Raw genomic sequence first — 18,629 nt, 5'->3', positions numbered from 1 at the left:
CCACCATTTCCTTGCTCCGCCCCGATCTCAGCTGGAGTCTCAGCTGGAAACGTGTGGTGCCCGCCAGCCCATCCATGCGCCCAGCCGGGGCGCCAGCCGCTTGCCGGCCCCTTCCAGCGCGGCCGCCAGGGCGAGCGACAACCCGAAAAGCGGCATCGCCAGCGCCAGTGCGAAGACCAGCGCGACCAGCAGCCAGCTATGTCGCAGCGGCGCGAAAGCGGCGGGCGCGCCCAGCACCCGATCCGGCCGCCTACGCCACCAGAGCACCACGCTCGACAGGCACAGCATGACGAGGCCGAGCAGGACGGCGAGGTTGACCAGTTGGTTGGCCAGTCCCCACCACGCGCCCTCGTGCACGGCGACACCATAGCCGACTGCGCGGTCGATCCAGTGGCGCTGGCCGAAGCGCTGCACGCCGACCAGTCGGCCATCGCCGGAAATCTCGGCGCTGTCGCGGGCGGGGCGGTTCTCGGCCTGGCTGCGCACTTGCCACAAGGCGCCCTCGGCCATGGGCGGGCTCACTTCGACCGGCGCGGCAAAGTGAAGGCCCTGCGCCTGCGCCACGACGGCATCGAGCGCCTTCTCTTCCGGCGCCGTCATCGCCTCTGGCGCGGCCATCATCATTCCCCCGGGCATGGCCATCGCACTCTGCGCGCCATGCTCGGCGTGTTCCGCCATCATCGCCCGCATGCCGGCATCGGCGATGGCGCGGCGATCGGCATCGGCAGCGGAGCCGGCGGACCAGTCCTGCACCCCCTCCAGCGTGCCGGTGACCGCGCGGATGTTCCGGAAGTAGTCCCCCCAGGCATTGGCCCAGGGCAGGCCGGAAGCGATCAGGAACAGCGCACCGAGCGAGATCCACAGGCCGGTCACGGCATGGATGTCGCGCCAGAACAGCGCGCGGCCGCGGCGCAGGCGCGGATAGACCACACCGGCCAATTTCCCTCCCGTCTGCCGGGGCCACCAGAGGAACAGGCCGGTAAGCAGCATGACGATGGTCCAGCACGCGGCCGTCTCGACCAGGGCCGATCCGCGATTCCCCGCCAGCAATTCGCCGTGAAGGCGGAAGACGACGCGCATCAGCCTGTCCTCTTCGGCCATCTGGTGAAGGACCCGGCCGGTCTGCGGATGGACCCAGACCCGCACCTCTTCCGTGCCCTGGCCCACCAGCACTTCCACGGCATCGCCCTTGGCCTCGGGCAGGACGTACTTGTGGAGCACCGACCCCGGCACGGCGGCAACGGCGCGCGCCGCGATCGTCGCGGGCGCCAGCGCAGGGGCCGGGCCGCTCGCGACATCGCGGAAAGGTGCATAGAGCAGGCCCTCGATCTGCGGCTTGAACAAGTAGATGCCCCCCGTCACCGACAGCCACAGCACGAACGGCAGGCAGAACAGCCCGGCATAGAAATGCCAGCGCCAGACGGCGCGATACCAGCGTTCGGTGCGCGGCGCGGCTGCGTTCACGGTTCGGATCGTCGTCACAGTTTCCATCCCGCTTCCACCAGGAAGCTGCGCTGCGGGTAGGGGTGATAGACCCAGGCCCGGTCGTTGGTGAGATTGTCCACGCCCGCGCTGAAGCGAAGCTGGTCGGTAACGTCCCAGCTCACCTTGGCGTCGAGCGCGAAAAGTTCGGACGTGTAGCCGTAAGTGTCGCCGCGCTGGAGCCCGAACAGGTCGGTGTTCGGACGGCTGGCATAGCGCACCCCGATCGAGACAAGCACCGGCGGCGCCACGCGATATCGCAAGTTGCCGTTGAGACGCCAGCGGGGGATGCGGGGGAACTGCACACCTTCCGCTGCTGGCGCGCTGTCGTTGCGCAAGGTGGCCGAATCGATCCAGGCCGCATTGGCATCGAGATCCAGGCCCTCCAGCAGCACGCCGCGTGCTTCCGCGATCAGCTCGAAGCCATATTGCCGGGTCAGGTCGATGTTCTTGTACGTGGACGTCGTTACCCCGTTCTGGTTGAATCCGGTGAACGAGAAGATCGTGTTGCGCACCCGCTGCCAGAAGGCGGAGCCGGTGAGCTTTACTTTGCCGAACTGCCGCGCCAGCACGAGATTGGCATCGGTGGATCGCTCCGGCTTCAGGTTCGGATCGAAGCTTTGGGGGTCGAACAGGCCGTTGCCGTCCAGGCTGCCCTGAAACAACTCGCCCACCGTGGGAAACCGCGTGGCCTTGGCGAGGCTCAGTTGAAGTCTCGTATCCCCGTCGATGGACCATTCGGCCGAGGCCTTGGGCTGGAAGGCATCGGCATGGCGCCCGTCATACCGGTTGTCCACGGCAAGGCCGTTCGAACCGATCCGGCCGAGCCCGCCATCGAAGGCGTGCCAGTCCTCGAACCGGCCGCCGAGGGTGAGTGTCACGGCCTCGACCGGCACCCGCAGTTCGGCCCAGGCGGAAAGCGTGCGGGTCTTGCCGAAGCTGCGGGTCGCGAATGTCCGGCCCGTGTCGCGGCGCCAGTTGGCCAGGCTGTAAGTGATGAGGTCGGTGCGATAGAGGTTGGCCGCGGTGCCGCCGGCCAGTTCGGCGCCGCCCAGCCGGGCCGTGGCCGCAAGCTCTCCGGTGTACCATGCCGTCGGCCCCTGCCGTGCGAGCGTCCCCGCGCCGTCCTGCGCGCCGGCATTGTAGCCCTTCGAGGTGAAGGCGTCCGAGCGCAGGATCTGGTAGGTCGAGATATTGGCCGTCACCGTCACCGCATCCGAAACCGGCGCGGAAAGCTTGATCCCTGCCAGCAGTTCGTCGCGGATGGTGCGGGACCAGTTGGCGCCGCTGGCGGTGTAGGCCTGCCCGCCGAAGGTCACGGTGCCGTCGCAGACCGTGCCTCCTGCGGCATCGCGCAAATAGCAGTCGGGCGCGGTCTGGCTGTCGAGATTGTGCCAATAGGCCAGCAGCGCCTCGCCGGTCACGCCGGAAGCGCCCTCGTAGCCGAGGCGGAGCTTGGCCTGGTCCTGGGTGATGATCGCCGGGCTCTGCGCTGCGAAGATCGGGTTGGTCGCCGTGCCCGGGGCACTGGTCATGTGCTGGCCAGGATCGACCACGGCGCCGGTCACCGCCGGAAGGGCGGAGGCGCCGACGCTCGCCGTGCTCGGAGAGAGCCCGTAGAACATCTGCGGATGGCCCTCATTGCGGAAGTGGCGGCCCGACAGGCGGATCGACCAGGGACCGTCTTCCTGCCGGAAGCCCATGCCCGCTTCGGCCGAATAGCCCCAGTAGCTGTCATGGGTGCCGTACTGGTCATAGGGCTGGTTCATGCCCTGGACGGAGACGAAGGCTTCGGTCTTCTCGGGCGAGCGGGTGGTGATATTGACCACCCCGCCCATCGAATTGCCGGCATAGTGGGCCGAGTAGGGGCCATAGACCACGTCGAACTGCGAAACCTCGCCCGGGCCGACCACGCCCCATTTGGGCGCATAGGCAAAGGAGTTGCCCAGGAAGTTGGAGACCGTGAAGCCATCCACCATGACCAGCGTTCGGGCGCTCTGGGTGGAGTGCGTGCCGCGAAAGCCGGGCACGCCGTTGGAATCGCCGGCGTAGCGGGTGCGCACGAAGAAGTCGGGCGCGTATTTCATCAGGTCTTCGACGTTGCGGGCATTGACGCCCGCGAACTGTTCGTTGCCGAGGCTGACGGAAAGGCCGCGGGCTTCCAGGCTGATGGGGGCGTCGCGCTGGCCGACGACGAGGATGGTCGAGCCGGGCGCCGCATCGGCGTCCTCGGCAAAGGCTGCCCCGGAAAACAGGGCAAGCGGCGTCGCGCCGAGCGCGAGCAGGAATCTGTGCATGGGGATATTCACCTGATCGACAGGCCGTCCATGAGGATCGGCATGCGCGCGTCATGTCGTGCCGCAGGCTCGGGGCCGGCAGCGTCGCATCGGAATCAGGCGGGGAGGGGCGGCCCTCTCAGGGGCGGACGGATCTGCGCGCGAAGGCGGCGAAGCGCCAGCGGACGGTGCAGGACGGCCGCGACGAAGACGAACAGCAAGGCCGCCGCGACGAGCGCCGGAAGCACGGCATCGAGCGCGGCCGCGGAGTGCGAGGAAAAGGCGCAAGGGTGATCGGCGGTGTTGGACGCGTCGTGACTGCCGCCCTTGCGCTCGACGTGGATCAGCACCTTGGAGCCGGCCGGTGCCGAGCCGGAGCAAAGCTCCACCGTCAGCGCGCCGCCCTGGGCCGAAGGCATGTAGCCGGTGGGCACGAAGATCTTGAGGCACAGGGCCGCGGCCAGCAGCATTGCCGCAAGGCCGGGACGGGCCCGGAAGAACTGCCTGAGAGTGCCCACGGCGGATCGTCTACCCGCAAAGACCGGGTGCGTCATCAGGCGAAAATGTCCCAGGCGGCCCAGAGGGGCTTTTCGCGGCGGCGATCAGTCGACGACCAGGAAATAGTTGGCCTGGCTCTGGCCGCCGTTGCGCACTTCGATCAGGTAGCGCTGGGTGAACACCGGCACCCAGCGGCAGGCGCGGCGCTGGGCGTCCGCCAGGCAGACCGGCTTGTGGTCGGCATCGACGACGCGCAGGCTCAGCGGCTCGCCGCCGACGGCGGAAAGGGCGATGCTGGCCTTGCGGCCCGAAAGGAACACCTGCTGGAAGGAATCGCTCTTGCCCGCGCCGATCTGGCCCGAGCGGTAGCCCGGTCCGAGGGGACTGCCGCGCAAGGGCGAGCCTGCCGCCTCCGGCACCAGCGCGCGCCAGGCGGGGACCGGATCGGCGCCGGTCCAGCCTTCCATCGGCCGGGCGCCGGAACGGTCGATCACGCGCAGCGCATCGCCCAGCGCTGCCGGGTCGGCGGAACCGGCGGCTTCCTGCGCGGCAAGCAGGGCCTGGGCCACGCGCTCGCCCCGCGACAGCGGCAGGGCTGGTGCGGCTGGGGCTGCGGCTGAGACTGGGGCTGAGACTGGGGCAGGCACGCAGAGTGCCGGCGTACCGACCAGCAGCGCCGCGCCGGCCAGGACGTTCAGGGCGGACCTGGGCGCATTCATGGTTTCGACTCCGGTGCAATCGTGAAGCAGGCGCCTTTTTCGGTGGGCGCGAGAGTGATTTCAAGATGATGGCGCTCGGCAATCGCCTTGCAGAGGGCAAGACCCAGCCCGGCGCCGTTCTGGCCGTCCCGGTTGGCCGCGCGGCCGAACTTCTCGAAGATGCGCTCCCGCTCTTCGGCCGGAACGCCGGGGCCGTCGTCGCGCACGGTCAGCAGCGGCCCCTTCTCCAGTTCCAGCCTGACGTTTCCGCCCGGGGGGACGAACTTGAAGGCATTGTCGAGCAGGTTGGTGATGAGCCGGGTCAACTGCATTTCCTCGCCTTCCACCACGACGCCGGGGGTGATGGCGAGTTCGAACCCGTGGCCCGATTCCTCGGCACTGTCGGCATAGAGTTCGCCCAGTCGCTCGGCGAGAAGGCTGAGGTCCACCGGGGCCAGGCCATGGCGGTCGCCGCGGCGGGCCTGGCTGGCGGCGATGTCCAGCAGCGATTCGAGCATGCGGATGATGCCGCGGATCTCCAGCCGGGCATCGACGATCCGCGCCGACGTTTCGCCGTCGGGCGTCGCGGCCAGCGCCCGCACCAGGCGGTTGTCCAGATGCATGAGCGGGGTGCGCATCTCGTGCGCGACCTGGTCCGTGGTTTCGCGCTGGGCGCTGGCGAGGCGGCGCAGGCGGGCGAGGGCATCGCCGGAGTGGCGGGTCAGCTCGTCGATCTCGTCGCGGTCCTTGGAGCCTTTGGCGAGCTGGGCCAGCGCGGCATCGTCGGGGTGGCGGAAGGCGGCGTTGATGCGCTCGATCCGGCCGGCCAGGCGGCGCGCGGCGAACCAGCCGGCCAGCGCCACGGCGCCCACCGCCAGCAGCCCGCCGGCCAGGAAGGCCAGCGCGACTTGCCGCAGCAGCAGGCCGAGGTCGCGGTACTCGTGGGCAACCAGCAGCCGCAGGTCCGGCCCGAGCTGCGTGGCGCGGCCCAGCGCGCGCTGGCCATCGGGCAAAGTGACGTCGCCGGTTTCCGAGACGCCGGCGTGGAGGCCGGGCCATGCGCGAAGGTCGCCCGCGAGCGGGGCGCCCCTGGCGTCGGCCAGAAGATAGTGCGCCGGGTTGGCATCCCGCGGCTGAAGCGCGAGGCGGTCGTTGATGCGGTTCGAAAGCTCGACCGCGCCGCCGCTGGCGAAAATGTCGACCATGCCCGCAAGGTCCACGTCCACCGCGCGTTCCAGCGCCAGGCGGTTGGTGCGCTGGATCGTGGTATCGGTCAGCAGCCAGAGGCCGAACGTGATCATCGCCGCGATCAGGATCGCCCAGGCCACGATCTGGGTAAAGATCGACCTGTGAATTTCCACGAGGCGCGCCATGGCGTCTAGCGCCCGTCGAGCAGGCGGTAGCCCGAGCCCCAGATCGTCTCCAGCGCGGGCGTATCGAAGCCTTCCTCCAGCTTGCGGCGGAGGCGGCCGATATTCACGTCGACGACGTTGGTCTGCGGGTCGAAGTTCATCTTCCACACGTCGCGCAGCAGCATCTCGCGCGTCAGCACTTCGCCGGCGTTTTCCATGAAATAGCGGAAAAGCTCAAATTCCTTGGGGCTCAGCGCGAGGTGGCAATTGTTGCGGAAGGCGGTGCGCGCTTTCACATGGCACTCGAAGGCGCCGTAGAGGATCACCGCGCTATGCGCCCGCCCCGAAGCGCGGCGGTGAAGCGCGCGGAGCCGGGCGAGCAGTTCCGGCGCTTCGAAAGGCTTGGCCAGGTAGTCGTCCGCCCCGGCGTCCAGCCCCTCGGCCCGGTCGCTGGTGCGGCCCAGCGCGGAAAGCATCAGCACGGGCGTGCCGATGCCGCTTTCGCGCAGGCGCGAAAGGATCGTCAGCCCGTCGAGATCGGGCAGCATGCGGTCGAGGATGATGACGTCGAAATGCTCGAAGCCGGCCAGCTTGAGGCCTTGCTGTCCGCTTTCGGCCCAGACGAGCGGGATGCCCGCCTGCGCGGCCAGCTCCTTCACTTGCGTTGCGGCGCGGACGTCGTCTTCGATATAGAGGGTTTTCGGGCCGCTCATGGCGCTGTTCGCTGCTGCGTCGTACCGGCCGGGAAAAGGCCCCGGCCGGTCATTCCGCAAGATCGTGTCGATCAGTGGGCCTGGGCGTTGGTGGCCTGCGGGGCCGCCGCCGAGGCGCTTTCGGGCAGGCCGCCGAGCTGGGTGACCAGCTTGGTATAGGCATCGAGATAGGCGAGCACGATGATCTGGCCGATCTGGGTGTTCTGGTAGCCGCCGCCGCCTGCCGCGCCGAACGTGCCGCCGAAGAAGCCGCCACCGCCGCCGCCGAAGCTGACGTCCGACTTGCGGGCATAGCCCTCGGTCAGCGCTTCCTCGACCGTGGTGCGCGCGTTGACGATGGAGAGCGTGACGTTGGCCTCGCCCTTCTTGACGTTGAGGCCGCCGGCGATCGCGCCGAAGCCGCGACCGAACAGGCCGCCCACGCCGCCAAGCGCGGCGCCGAGACCGCCGCCGCCGGAATTGTTGTTGGTGGAGACGATATCGGGCTGGATGAAGTAGTCCGCCGCCTTGATCTGGCCCTTGCCGATGTTCGAGCCCTTCTGAAGCTCACCCTGTTCGGCCAGCGCGCGTTCCATCGCGCTGTTCTGCAGCGAACGGCCGCGGTTCACCATGGTGAAGCAGCCGGACTTCTGCACGAAGACGCGCAGGATCGCCTCGGGGCTGCCCAGGCTCAGTTCGCGCCACCACTGGTTCTCGGGCTCGACGATGGCGACGGTGCCGAGGTTCTTGCGGCACACCGGGATTTCCTGGGTGCCCTTGTCCTGGACCTTGCGCGCGGAAGAGCGGTCTTCGGCGAAAGCCGAGGGCGCGCCGGCCACGACGGCAAGTGCGGCGAGCGCACAGGCGAATTTCTTCATGATGACTTCCCTCTGTTGCACCGGACGCGGGGCGACCCGGCCTTCCCAACCCGGTTCGACCTTAAGCCGGAATTCCCGGCACGCAAATGACTATTGCTGTGAGATTTCCCGAAGGAAAAATCGGGATGGCGCAGCGGCTATTCCGGCAAGACCGCCATGTTGTCGATCAGGCGGGTCGTGCCGATCCGCGCCGCCACCAAAAGACGCATCGGCGCGGTCCCGCGCGAATCCAGCGGGGCAAGGCTGTCGGCATCGCGAAGCTCGGCATAGTCGACCGAGGAGAAGCCGCCTGCCAGCAAGGCGTCCTTCAGGTGGCCGATGCAGGCCGCTACGGGCTCGCCGTTCCGAATGCCCGCGATCGCGACTTTCATGGCCATCGGCAGGGTGACGGCCTGCAGGCGTTGCTCGGCCGTGAGGTAGGCATTGCGCGAGGACATGGCGAGGCCGTCCTCCTCGCGGACGGTGGCCACGCCCAGCACGGCGTCGGCGTGGGGGCTGGTCAGGTCCAGATCGCGGGCCATGCGGCGGATCACGGCGAGCTGCTGCCAGTCCTTCTCGCCGAACAGCGCCACGTCGGGCAGGACCTGGTGGAACAGTTTGCACACCACGGTGGCGACGCCGTCGAAGTGACCGGGGCGCGATGCGCCGCAAAGGCCGTCGCTGACGCCGGTGACGGAGATATTGGTGGCAAAACCCTGCGGGTACATCGCCTCCACGGTGGGTGCCCAGACCAGGTCCACCCCTTCCGCTTCCAGCAGCGCACAATCACGCTCCAGCTGGCGGGGATACTTGTCGAGATCCTCGTTAGCGCCGAATTGCAGCGGGTTCACGAAGATCGAGACGACGACGTGATCCGCCTGCTTCCGCGCTTCGCGCACCAGTGTCAGATGGCCTTCATGGAGCGCGCCCATGGTTGGCACCAGGGCGACGGTTTTCGGCCCGTCGGGCGACTGGCGCAAGGCGGCAACGGCACGGCGCAGTGGATCAAGGCTGTGGAGGGTTTGCATTGGGTGTCACTGCTCCGATAGGATGCACTTGACCGGTGGTCGCGCCTGCCCTTAGCCGCACCGCGCCCCGGGCGGCAATGGGTTTGACCCGCTTCGGCGGTTAAGGATTTGATTTCGCTTCCCGGGCTAAAGTCCGGGGGCAGCGAATCCGGGCTAGGGTCCGGGGGCAACAGGGAAAGCGAACAGGGTCCGTGACAGCGCATCGCATCGTCTTCGCCAATGAAAAAGGCGGCACCGGCAAGTCCACGACGGCCGTCCACGTCGCCATCGCGCTCGCCTATCAGGGCGCCAAGGTCGCCGCGATCGATCTCGATCCGCGCCAGCGCACTTTGTACCGCTATCTGGAGAACCGCGTCGAAACCGAGCGCCGCCGCGAAATCGCGCTGCCCGGCGCTCGCTTCTCGGTCTACGACGGCGAGGATATCGGCGAGCTGGACGATCTGGCCGAAGCCATCGCCGATGGTTACGACTTCCTGATCTTCGACACGCCCGGCCGTGACGACCAGTTCGCCCGCCACGTCGCGGCAACGGCCGACACCCTGGTCACTCCGCTGAACGACAGCTTCATCGACTTCGACCTCATCGGCCAGGTCGAGAGCGAATCGTTCAAGGTGAAGAAGCTTTCGTTCTACGCCGAACTCATGTGGGAAACCCGCAAGAAGCGCGGCCTCAAGACCATCAACGAAGGTCGCCGCGAACTCGACTGGGTGGTGGTGCGCAACCGCGTCCAGCACGTCGAGGCGAAGAACATGCGCCGCCTGGAAGGCGCGCTGCTCGAACTGTCCAAGCGCGTGGGCTTCCGCATTTCCAACGGGCTTTCCGAGCGAGTCATCTTCCGCGAGCTGTTCCCCTCGGGCCTGACCCTGCTCGACAAGGGGCATCTTGGCGAACTCGGGACCAGCCATCTCGTGGCACGTCAGGAACTGCGCCAGCTGGTGGCGGGGCTCAACCTGCCGATGCCGACGAACCGTGAGCCGGATCTCCAACTCGCCGGCGACGAATGAAACTGCTCTGGCTCATCGCGCTCGGCTGCATTGCCTGGCGGCTGATCAAGGGGCGCTGGCCGTGGCAGGGCAAGGCGCTGCCGGGTCCCTCCTTCGCGGACGTTCACGCCAGCGCGCAGGCGCGGGCGCTGCTGGGCGTGAGTGAAGGCGCGGACCGCCGCGAAATCCTCGACGCGCACCGCCGCGTCGTCGCGCAAGTCCATCCCGACCGGGGCGGCACGAACGAGAAAGTTCACGAAGCGAACGCGGCGCGCGATCTCCTGCTGGCCAGGCTGAGCAGCCCGCAGGCCTGAACATGGGCCACAGGTTCGATCCCACCATCCTGCGCGAATACGACATTCGCGGCGTGGTCGGCCGGGATCTCGGGCCGCAGGACGCGCATGCGATTGGCCGGGGCTTTGCCACCGTGCTGCGCCGCACCGGGGGGCGCAAGGTGGCGGTGGGCTATGACGGCCGCCTCAGTTCCCCGATGCTGGAAGCGGCGCTGGTCGAAGGGCTGCGCGCCAGCGGCGCGGACGTGGTCCGCATCGGCCTGGGGCCGACGCCGATGCTCTATTATGCCGAGGCGACGTCGGGCGACGTGCAGGGCGGCATCCAGATCACCGGCAGTCACAATCCCGCCGATCATAACGGCTTCAAGCTGGTGCTGGGCGGGCGGCCGTTCTTCGGCGCCGATATCGTCCGCCTGGGCGAGATGGCGGCGGTGGGCGACTGGGACGAGGGCGCCGGGCAGGTTGAGCAGCGCGAGGTGCTGGAGGCTTATGTCGATCGCATCGCGCAGGGCGTTTCGGGGCTCTCGCACGAGGCACTTGCCGGTCTGCGGATCGGCTGGGACGCCGGCAACGGCGCGGCCGGACCGGCGCTGGAGCGGCTCGCGGCGCGCCTGCCGGGCGAGCACCATCTGCTGTTCACGCAAGTGGATGGTACTTTCCCCAACCACCATCCCGATCCCACGGAAGAGCGGAACCTGGCGGACCTGAAGGCGCTCGTGGCCGCGAAGGGTCTGGACTTCGGCGTGGCTTTCGACGGCGATGCCGACCGGATCGGCGCCATCGACGGCCTGGGCCGGGTGATCTGGGGCGACCAGTTGCTCGGGATCTTCGCGGAAGACGTGCTGGCGCGCATGCCGGGGGCCACGGTGATCGCCGACGTCAAGGCATCCGGCGCCGTGTTCGACACGATCGCGCGCCACGGCGGGCGCCCACTCATGTGGAAGAGCGGCCATTCGCACATGAAGGCCAAGATGAAGGAGACCGGCGCGGCGCTGGCGGGCGAGACCAGCGCCCATGTCTTCTTCGCGGACGAATTCTACGGTTTCGACGACGGTCTCTATGCGGCGGTCAGGCTGATGGCGGCCACGGTCCGGCTGGGGCGCTCGGTGACCGAACTGCGCGGCGCGATGCCGGAGATGCTCAATACGCCGGAACTGCGGTTCCAGGTGGACGAGGCGCGCAAGTTCGCGGCCGTCGCGGAAGTGCGCGCGCGGCTTGCCGAGGCGGGGGCAGTTTTCGTCGATATGGACGGCGTTCGCGTCACCACGCCCGATGGCTGGTGGCTGCTGCGGGCTTCCAATACGCAGGACGTGCTCGTCGCCCGTGCGGAAAGTCACTCGGCCGAGGGGCTGAAGCGGCTGGTGGGCGAGATCGACGGGCAACTGGCGGCCTCGGGCCTGCAACGCGGGCCGCAGGCGGGGCACTAGCCGCCCTTAGCGCAGGACGAGCCAGGCAAGGCCCACGGCCAGGGCGCTGCCGACGAGGGGGATCACGCCGTCGCGGCCTTTCTCCCATCCCGCCACGCTGGCGACCACGCCGGCCTTGAACAGGGTGTTCAGCGCCACCGGCACTGCCAGGACCAGCCCGGCGGTACGCGGATCGAGCGTCTGGCCGGCCAATCCGCCCATGGTGATGATGGCGGAATCGACGTCCACCGTGCCCGAGATCGCCAGGACCAGCGCAAGGCCGCGGTCCCCGAAATTCTGCAGCACCCATAGCGAGGCGACGGTGAGCACCATGACCAGACCGGCGAGCATCAGCGCGGGGGCGACGTCGAAGGGATTGCGGATCGTCATCTCGTGGCTGGTGTCGCCCACTTCGGCGAAGCGCGTGCGGTGGAGATACCAGGCGGCCAGCGCGAGGCTGACCGTGAGGCCCGGGGCGATGAGCCTGACCAGCATCGGCAAGGCGGCCGGCGCGAGCAGGCCGGTCAGGACCATCACGCGCAGGAACATGACGACGGAGGATACCGATACCGCAGAGGCCAGCACGGGCGCCGGTATGGCGCCGTCCTTCATGCGGTTGGCGATCGAGGCGGTGACCGCGGTCGAGGAGACCAGCGCGCCGGCCGCGGCCGTGGCGATGACCCCGCGCGCCGCGCCGACGATGCGGGTGGCGAAGTAGCCCGCGAAGGAAAAGCCGGAGACCAGCACCACGATCAGCCAGAGCTTCCGCGGATTCCACGCGCCGTAAGGGCCGAAATCCTGGTTGGGCAGGAGCGGCAGGATCACCAGCGCGATCAGGGCGAAGCGGGCGATCGAGAGCACCTCGCGCTGGCTGAGGCGATCTATCCAACCGTGCAATTGCTCGCGCATGGCGAGCAGCAGGACCATGACCACCGCGATCACGGTGCCGATCAGCCGCTCGCCCAGGCCCACCATCAGGCCGCTCGCCAGAGTCAGCAGCGCGACGACGCCGGATGTGCCGCTGACGCTGCTGTTCAGCCGCGCGTCCCGCCAGTAGCCCACGATCACCAGCAGGGCGGCAGCGCCAAGGAGGACGGTGGCCGGGCCGGGGGCGGGGGCGAAGAGAATGCCCGCAAGCCCGCCGGCAAGGCCCATCAGGGCAAAAGTGCGGATGCCGGCAAAGCGCGATCCGTCGGCCTGTTCGCGCGCGGCCCAGCCGCGTTGCAGGCCCACCAGCAGCCCCAGTGCGAGGCTGACGGCCAGGGCGATCAGGTGTCTGAGATCGAGATCCGTCGGCATCGTCACCCTGGCCCTCGCTGCTGGGAACCGGCCGACCATCCGCGAAGGGGCACAAGTACGCAAGAAGATTGGCGCAACCGCGCCGCATGCTCGGGCTTTCCTGTTGTTCGCCCCCATGCTTCAACGGAGCCGTGCTGCAACCACCCGAGCGATGACCGTGCCGAGATCGACTTCATGACGCCGGCAACGGCCGTCCCTCCCGAGCTTGGCGACTGGTTCGCCGGGCGCGGATGGCGCGTGCGGCGGCACCAGCTGGAGATGCTGGAAGCCTCCGACCGCGGACTTCACGCCTTGCTGGTTGCCGATACCGGCGCCGGCAAGACGCTGGCCGGCTTTTTGCCCACCCTGGCGGCGTTCTGCCCCTCGCGGCGGGACGGCGGGCCGCTGCCCGAGGGCCTGCATACGCTCTACGTCTCGCCGCTCAAGGCGCTGGCGCACGATGTTCAGCGCAATCTCCTGACGCCCGTGGAGGAGATGGGACTGCCGATCCGCATCGAGACCCGCAGCGGCGATACCCCCTCGGACCGCAAGGCCCGCCAGCGCGCCCGGCCGCCGCATGTGCTGCTGACCACGCCCGAATCGCTCTCGCTCCTGCTGAGCTATCCCGAGGCGCCCACGCTGTTTGCCGGGCTTCAGCGGGTGGTGATCGATGAAATTCACGCCTTCGCCACCGGCAAGCGCGGCGATCTCCTGGCGCTGGCCTTGTCCCGGCTGCAGGCGCTTTCGCCGGCGCTGCAACGCGCGGGCCTGTCGGCGACGCTGGCGGACCCTGACGCCTTTCGCGGCTGGCTCGCGCCCTGGGGCGAGATCGATGCCGTCCAGCTCGTCGAAGGCGAGGCCGGTGCCGAGCCGGAAGTGTCGATCCTGCTGCCGCAGGAAGAACGCATCCCGTGGAGCGGCCACGCCGCCACCTGGGCGATCCCGCAGCTGATCCAGCAGGTCAAGGCCCACCGCACCACGCTGATCTTCACGAACACGCGCTTCCTCGCGGAATATATCTTCCAGGAGTTGTGGAACGCCAACGAGGACAACCTGCCGATCGGCATCCACCATGGTTCGCTCTCCAAGGAGGCGCGGCGCAAGGTGGAAGGGGCGATGGCGGAGGGGCGGCTGCGGGCCCTGGTCTGCACCGCCAGCCTGGATCTCGGGGTGGACTGGGGCGATATCGACCTGGTCGTGCAGATGGGCGCGCCGAAAGGATCGTCGCGCCTGCTCCAGCGCATCGGCCGCGCCAATCACCGGCTCGACCAGCCGAGCAAGGCGCTGCTGGTGCCGGGCAACCGGTTCGAGTTTCTCGAGGCTTTCGCCGCGCAGCAGGCCGTCCACGAGGGACAGCGCGATGGCGAACCGTTCCGCCCCGGCGGCCTCGACGTCCTGGCCCAGCACGTCATGGCCGTCGCCTGCGCGGGTCCGTTTCGCGAGGATGCGCTGCTGTCGGAAGTGCGCTCGTCGCTGGCCTATGCCTGGGTGGACAAGGCCATTTTCGCGCGCGTGCTCGATTTCGTGGCGACCGGGGGATACGCGCTGCGCTCCTACGATCGCTTCCGCCGGATCGTGCGCGAGAAGGACGGGACCTGGCGGCTGACCCACCCCGAGCATGCCGCACGCCACCGGCTCAACGCCGGAATCATCGTCGATTCAGAGATGCTCGACGTGCGCTTTCGCAATGGCCGCTCGCTCGGCAAAGTCGAGGAGGGGTTTGGGGCGAGCCTCAAGCCGGGGGACACTTTCCGCTTCGCCGGAATGGACCTGGAAGTGGAGGCGCTGCGCGAACTGGAGCTGGTCGTGCGCGCGGCGCGGCGCTCGGCGACGATCCCCAGCTACATGGGCCAGCGCATGCCGATCTCGACCCATCTTGCGGACCGGGTGCGTGCCATGCTGTTCGACCGCGCCGGCTGGTCGCGTTTTCCCGACGACGTGCGTGAATGGCTCGAAGTGCAGGACTGGCGCTCGCACTTGCCCGCGCCGGGGCGTCTGCTGGTGGAGAGCTTCCCGCACCAGGGCCGCGCCTATACCACCTATTACACCTTCGAGGGCTGGCCGGCGAACCAGTCGCTGGGGATGCTCGTGACGCGGCGGATGGAAGACCGGGGGCTGGGGCCGCTCGGCTTCGTGGCGACGGACTATGCGCTGGTGGTCTATGGCCTCAAGCCGGTGGACGATCCGGCCTCGCTGCTCTCGCCGGACATCCTGACGCACGAATTCGTCGACTGGGTGCAGCAGTCCTATCTTCTGCGCCGGGCTTTCCGGGAGGTTGCGGTGATTTCCGGCCTTGTCGAGCGGCAGCAGCCGGGCAAGCGCAAAACCGGGCGGCAGGTGACCTTCTCGACCGACCTGATCTACGATGTCCTGCGCAAGTACGAACCCGATCACCTCCTGATCGAGGCGGCCTGGGCCGATGCTCGGGCGCGGATGACCGACGTGGCGCGCGTGGCCGATGTGCTGGACCGTGCGGCGAAGGAAGTGGACCATGTGCGGCTGGAGCGGATCAGCCCGCTCTCGGTGCCGGCGATTTCGATGATCGGGCGGGAATCGCTGCCCTCGGGATCGGCCGACGAGGATCTGCTCGTGGAGGCGGAAAGCCTGGCCTCCATGGCCATGCGAGTGGACCCGGTGGCCGAGCCTGAGGAAGACTGAGCCAGGCAACGACTTGGACTGAATAGGGCTTGGCCTGAATAGGACTGGGCCGGACTAAGGCGGCTCCAGACTAAGGCTGCTCCAGACAACAAAAAAGGGGCGGATCGCTCCGCCCCTTCATTGGTCCTTGAGAGACCGGTTCCGTTCGTTCGGCTTACTTGCCGAAGTCGCGGAACTGTTCGTTGCCGACGAAGCCGAACTTCGTGACTTGCGCCGCCTTGATCACCTGCAGCACCTGGGCCGAGAGATCGTAGCTGGCGTTCGCTTCCGGCTGGTACTGCAGTTCGGGTTCGACCGCGTAGCTCAGCGACTGCTTGAGCAGATTCGCGAGACCCGGGCCGTCAACCTGCGTACCGTTCCAGAGGATCTTGTCGTCCGCGGTGAGAACCACCTTGTTGCGGATCGGATCGACCGGAGGAGGCGTGTTCGTCGGAGGGGTCGCAACCGGAAGATCGATGTCGATCGAGTGGGTCGCAACCGGGATGGTAATGATGAACATGATGAGGAGAACGAGCATGACGTCGATCAACGGCGTCGTGTTCATTTCCATCATCGGCTCGCCATTTTCCTTGCCGCCTGACATTGCCATGGAAAGTTACTCCTGTTCCTGCCTGAACGTCAGCCGTTCGGGTCGACCGGGTTGGTGATGAAGCCAACCGTGGGGTAGCCCGAGATCTGAACGTTGTAGATCGCACCGGCAACGCAGCGCCACGGGGCGTTGACGTCACCACGGATGTGGACCTGCGGCACGAGATCGGGGTTGGCCTGAAGGGCCTGCGGGCCGCCTTCGCGCTTCACGATTGCATCGAGACGCTTGAAAGCCTGGTCGCGCAGTTCCTGCGAGGTCACCGGCGTGATGTTGTTGAAGTAGACGCGGCATTCGCCGTTGCGCGAAGCGCCGACGTAACCGGGTTCACCCGCTGCCTTGCCCGCATCGTCGGTGGTCGAAACGGTGAGGAGAAGGTTTTCGACCTTGTCCTTCGATTCAACGGCCTCGACGACGGGGATCTTCAGCTTTTCGATCGTCTGGATCGCAACCGGAACCGCGATCAGGAAGATGATCAGAAGCACCAGCATGACGTCGACGAGCGGCGTCGTGTTGATGTCGGACATCGGTGTCTCGGCACCGCCTCCGCCCGAGGATATCGCCATAGTTTTATCCTAATCCTTGCGTTGCCCTGGGCAGGCGACGGACGCGCATGCAACGCACCGCCGCCTGAGTCCCTCGGATGTGGCCTGCCGTCCTGCGACAGGCCCATCCCATGCTGCTTACGGCTTGGCCGGAGCAGCAGCCGGCTTGGCCGGAGCAGCGGCGGGCTTCGCCGGGGCAGCAGCAACGATCGGCTTCACGGCGCCGCGCGAGTTGATGTTCGCGAGAACGTCGCTGGAGAAGCCGGTCAGGTTTTCGGCGATGCGCTTGTTGCGGCTCTGGAGGTAGTTGTAGGCCAGAACTGCAGGAACGGCGACGATCAGGCCGAGCGCGGTCATGATCAGCGATTCACCGACCGGACCAGCGACCTTGTCGATCGAAGCCGAACCGGCGATGCCGATGGCGATCAGGGCGCGGTAGATGCCGACCACGGTACCGAACAGACCGATGAACGGTGCGGTCGCGCCGACGGTGGCGAGGAACGGCAGGCCCTGAGCAAGGCGAGCGTTGATCGAAGCTTCCGAACGCGCGAGCGAAGCGTGCATCCAGTCATGGGCTTCGAGCGAATCGGTCATCTTGGCGTGCTGGTCTTCGGCGGCGATGCCGTCGTCGACGAGCTGGCGCCAGGCGCTGTTCTTCTCGAGCTTGGTGGCGCCTTCACGGAGGGTCGGAGCCTTCCAGAAGGTGGTGCGCACAACGTTGTACTGGCGCATGATCTTGGACTGTTCGAACCACTTGGTGAACAGGATGTAGAACGAGCCGAAGGACATGATGCCCATGATGATCACGGTGGCGTACGAAATGAAGCCGCCAGCCTGAAGGGCTTCCATGAAACCGAACTTGTTCTGGGGCGCAGCTTCGCCCGCTGCGGCAAGGATATCAACGATAAGCATGCGATTTACCTCTCAAGAAGAATGCAGGGACTGATTCCGGCCGGGGTGTGGGCCTAACCAGTCTTAAAAGGAGTTAGTTCAGCTTGTAGACGATGGCCGTCGAGAACTGGCCGCTCGTCGGGTTGCCGGCATCGTCGAGCGCCGGGTTGAACCGCGCGTAGCGGGTCATGCCGTCGCAAGCTGCCTCGTCAAGGTCAGGGCTGCCGCTCGATGCGGTGACCGAGCAAGCGGTGACCTTGCCGTCCGGACCGATTCCGACGCGCACACCGACACGGCCTTCACGCTCTTCACGAGCGGCGCGGGTCGGATAGTTCGCCTGAATGCGGGCGGCCCAGCTGCCCTGACCCTTCGGCGAAGCGCCGCGGGCCTTGGACGGACCCGGAGGTGCCGGAGCCGGAGCCGGGGGTGCGGGCGGAGCCGCGGTCGTGATCACCACCGGCGGCGGCGGCGGAGCCGTCACCACGGTCTGCACCGGCGGCGGGGCCGGGGCAATGTTGATCGGCGGCGGAGGCGCGACGATCGGCGGCGGCGGAGCTTCTTCCTGCTTCGGCGGCGGCGGCGGCGGCTCTTCCTCCTTCGGTTTCTCTTCCTTGATGTCGACTGTGGTCACCTTCTTGATGACCTGTTGCGCAGCCTGATAGGCCAGGCCCGTGACGAGCGCATAGCCTACAAAGACGTGGATCAGCGCAACAATGACAAGCGCGGTAATCTTGTTACCGCTCATTTGCTGGTCAGCGTAAGCCATTCAAACGCATCACTCCATTATCTAGCCCCGGGAAAGCCCGTGCCGGACGTGTCCAAGGGCGCCCATGGCCCTCACCCTGAGGCAAGGTCCATGACGAAACTCCAACTTACCCACCCTGACGGCTGACAGTCAGCCCATCCGTAAACTTTTAACGGGAGGCGAACCGCGGGGCTTATTCGTTTTTTTGCCCCAATTTGCGAGTTTCCTTAGCCCGACAGTTGCATGTGTGCAACGCCTTATCGGCACGTCAACGGTTAACGGTCAATTCAGGGCGGATAAGTTCCAATCGGAAAAGGGGGATTTTGTGGCCGGGCCCCAAAGCCGCTATAGGCTGGCCTTT

At 67.4% G+C, this 18,629-nt stretch carries 17 protein-coding genes; 4 read left to right on the top strand and 13 right to left on the bottom strand.

The genetic code is table 11. The annotated features are described in order from the left end of the window. Positions 1–39: 39 nt before the first annotated feature. The 8 genes from AC1VV3_RS08740 to panC all read right to left on the bottom strand — a co-directional run bounded on the left by AC1VV3_RS08740 (position 40) and on the right by panC (position 8,883). Positions 40–1,473 carry a PepSY-associated TM helix domain-containing protein gene (locus AC1VV3_RS08740; RefSeq protein WP_482962082.1) on the bottom strand — a complete coding sequence of 478 codons (1,434 nt, stop codon included), beginning with the start codon at positions 1,471–1,473 and terminating at the stop codon, positions 40–42. A gap of 5 nt (positions 1,474–1,478) precedes the next feature. After that, positions 1,479–3,779 (bottom strand): TonB-dependent receptor, encoded by a 2,301-nt coding sequence (locus tag AC1VV3_RS08735; RefSeq protein ID WP_482961556.1) that lies wholly within the window; start codon positions 3,777–3,779, stop codon positions 1,479–1,481. Between the two features lie 95 nt (positions 3,780–3,874). Further along, positions 3,875–4,276: a hypothetical protein gene (locus AC1VV3_RS08730; protein ID WP_132264579.1), complete on the bottom strand. Its 402-nt coding sequence runs from the start codon at positions 4,274–4,276 to the stop codon at positions 3,875–3,877. 84 nt (positions 4,277–4,360) lie between these two features. Further along, positions 4,361–4,975, bottom strand: a complete 615-nt coding sequence (locus AC1VV3_RS08725) for a hypothetical protein (protein ID WP_482961555.1) — start codon at positions 4,973–4,975, stop codon at positions 4,361–4,363. Beyond that, a complete protein-coding gene (locus tag AC1VV3_RS08720) occupies positions 4,972–6,327 on the bottom strand; it encodes a HAMP domain-containing sensor histidine kinase (RefSeq protein ID WP_132264583.1) in 1,356 nt (451 codons plus the stop codon). The genes AC1VV3_RS08725 and AC1VV3_RS08720 overlap by 4 nt, the downstream gene beginning before the upstream one ends. A 5-nt stretch (positions 6,328–6,332) precedes the next feature. After that, entirely contained in the window at positions 6,333–7,019 is a 687-nt protein-coding gene (locus AC1VV3_RS08715; protein ID WP_482961554.1) for a response regulator transcription factor, read from the bottom strand. A 71-nt stretch (positions 7,020–7,090) separates the two neighbouring features. Next, a complete protein-coding gene (locus tag AC1VV3_RS08710; RefSeq protein WP_132264587.1) occupies positions 7,091–7,876 on the bottom strand; it encodes a CsgG/HfaB family protein in 786 nt (261 codons plus the stop codon). Positions 7,877–8,013: 137 nt separating this feature from the next. Further along, positions 8,014–8,883: a pantoate--beta-alanine ligase gene (panC, locus tag AC1VV3_RS08705; RefSeq protein WP_314467586.1), complete on the bottom strand. Its 870-nt coding sequence runs from the start codon at positions 8,881–8,883 to the stop codon at positions 8,014–8,016. Between the two features lie 191 nt (positions 8,884–9,074). Between panC and AC1VV3_RS08700 the strand changes: the two genes are divergently transcribed. Genes AC1VV3_RS08700 through pgmG form a run of 3 tightly spaced genes read left to right on the top strand, consistent with a single transcriptional unit; the run spans position 9,075 to position 11,586 of the window. After that, positions 9,075–9,887: a division plane positioning ATPase MipZ gene (locus AC1VV3_RS08700; RefSeq protein ID WP_132264590.1), complete on the top strand. Its 813-nt coding sequence runs from the start codon at positions 9,075–9,077 to the stop codon at positions 9,885–9,887. Then, positions 9,884–10,180, top strand: coding sequence for a J domain-containing protein (locus AC1VV3_RS08695; RefSeq protein ID WP_132264592.1), 297 nt, complete (start codon positions 9,884–9,886; stop codon positions 10,178–10,180). Before AC1VV3_RS08700 ends, AC1VV3_RS08695 begins: the two co-directional genes overlap by 4 nt. A gap of 2 nt (positions 10,181–10,182) precedes the next feature. Then, the gene (gene pgmG, locus AC1VV3_RS08690; RefSeq protein ID WP_482961553.1) at positions 10,183–11,586 is read left to right on the top strand and encodes a phosphoglucomutase/phosphomannomutase PgmG; all 1,404 of its coding nucleotides are present in this window, start codon (positions 10,183–10,185) and stop codon (positions 11,584–11,586) included. A gap of 6 nt (positions 11,587–11,592) precedes the next feature. Here the strand turns inward: pgmG and AC1VV3_RS08685 are convergent, their stop codons facing one another. Continuing rightward, entirely contained in the window at positions 11,593–12,864 is a 1,272-nt protein-coding gene (locus AC1VV3_RS08685) for an MgtC/SapB family protein (RefSeq protein WP_314467925.1), read from the bottom strand. Positions 12,865–13,038: 174 nt separating this feature from the next. Here AC1VV3_RS08685 and AC1VV3_RS08680 point away from each other — a divergent pair, with 174 nt between their 5' ends. Next, on the top strand, positions 13,039–15,501 hold the full coding sequence (locus AC1VV3_RS08680; RefSeq protein ID WP_482961552.1) for a ligase-associated DNA damage response DEXH box helicase: 2,463 nt from the start codon (positions 13,039–13,041) through the stop codon (positions 15,499–15,501). Between the two features lie 154 nt (positions 15,502–15,655). Here AC1VV3_RS08680 and AC1VV3_RS08675 read toward each other — a convergent pair whose 3' ends face one another. The 4 genes from AC1VV3_RS08675 to AC1VV3_RS08660 all read right to left on the bottom strand — a co-directional run bounded on the left by AC1VV3_RS08675 (position 15,656) and on the right by AC1VV3_RS08660 (position 18,289). Then, positions 15,656–16,090 carry an ExbD/TolR family protein gene (locus tag AC1VV3_RS08675; RefSeq protein WP_134094727.1) on the bottom strand — a complete coding sequence of 145 codons (435 nt, stop codon included), beginning with the start codon at positions 16,088–16,090 and terminating at the stop codon, positions 15,656–15,658. 29 nt (positions 16,091–16,119) lie between these two features. Further along, a complete protein-coding gene (locus AC1VV3_RS08670; RefSeq protein ID WP_207912874.1) occupies positions 16,120–16,653 on the bottom strand; it encodes an ExbD/TolR family protein in 534 nt (177 codons plus the stop codon). Between the two features lie 117 nt (positions 16,654–16,770). Next, entirely contained in the window at positions 16,771–17,544 is a 774-nt protein-coding gene (locus AC1VV3_RS08665; protein ID WP_132264599.1) for a MotA/TolQ/ExbB proton channel family protein, read from the bottom strand. Positions 17,545–17,617: 73 nt separating this feature from the next. Continuing rightward, complete coding sequence (locus AC1VV3_RS08660; RefSeq protein ID WP_132264601.1) at positions 17,618–18,289, bottom strand: energy transducer TonB; 672 nt, start codon at positions 18,287–18,289, stop codon at positions 17,618–17,620. Positions 18,290–18,629 lie beyond the last annotated feature (340 nt).

Source organism: Novosphingobium sp. BL-S-34 (assembly GCF_056857015.1).
This window is presented reverse-complemented; position numbering and strand designations above follow the sequence as displayed.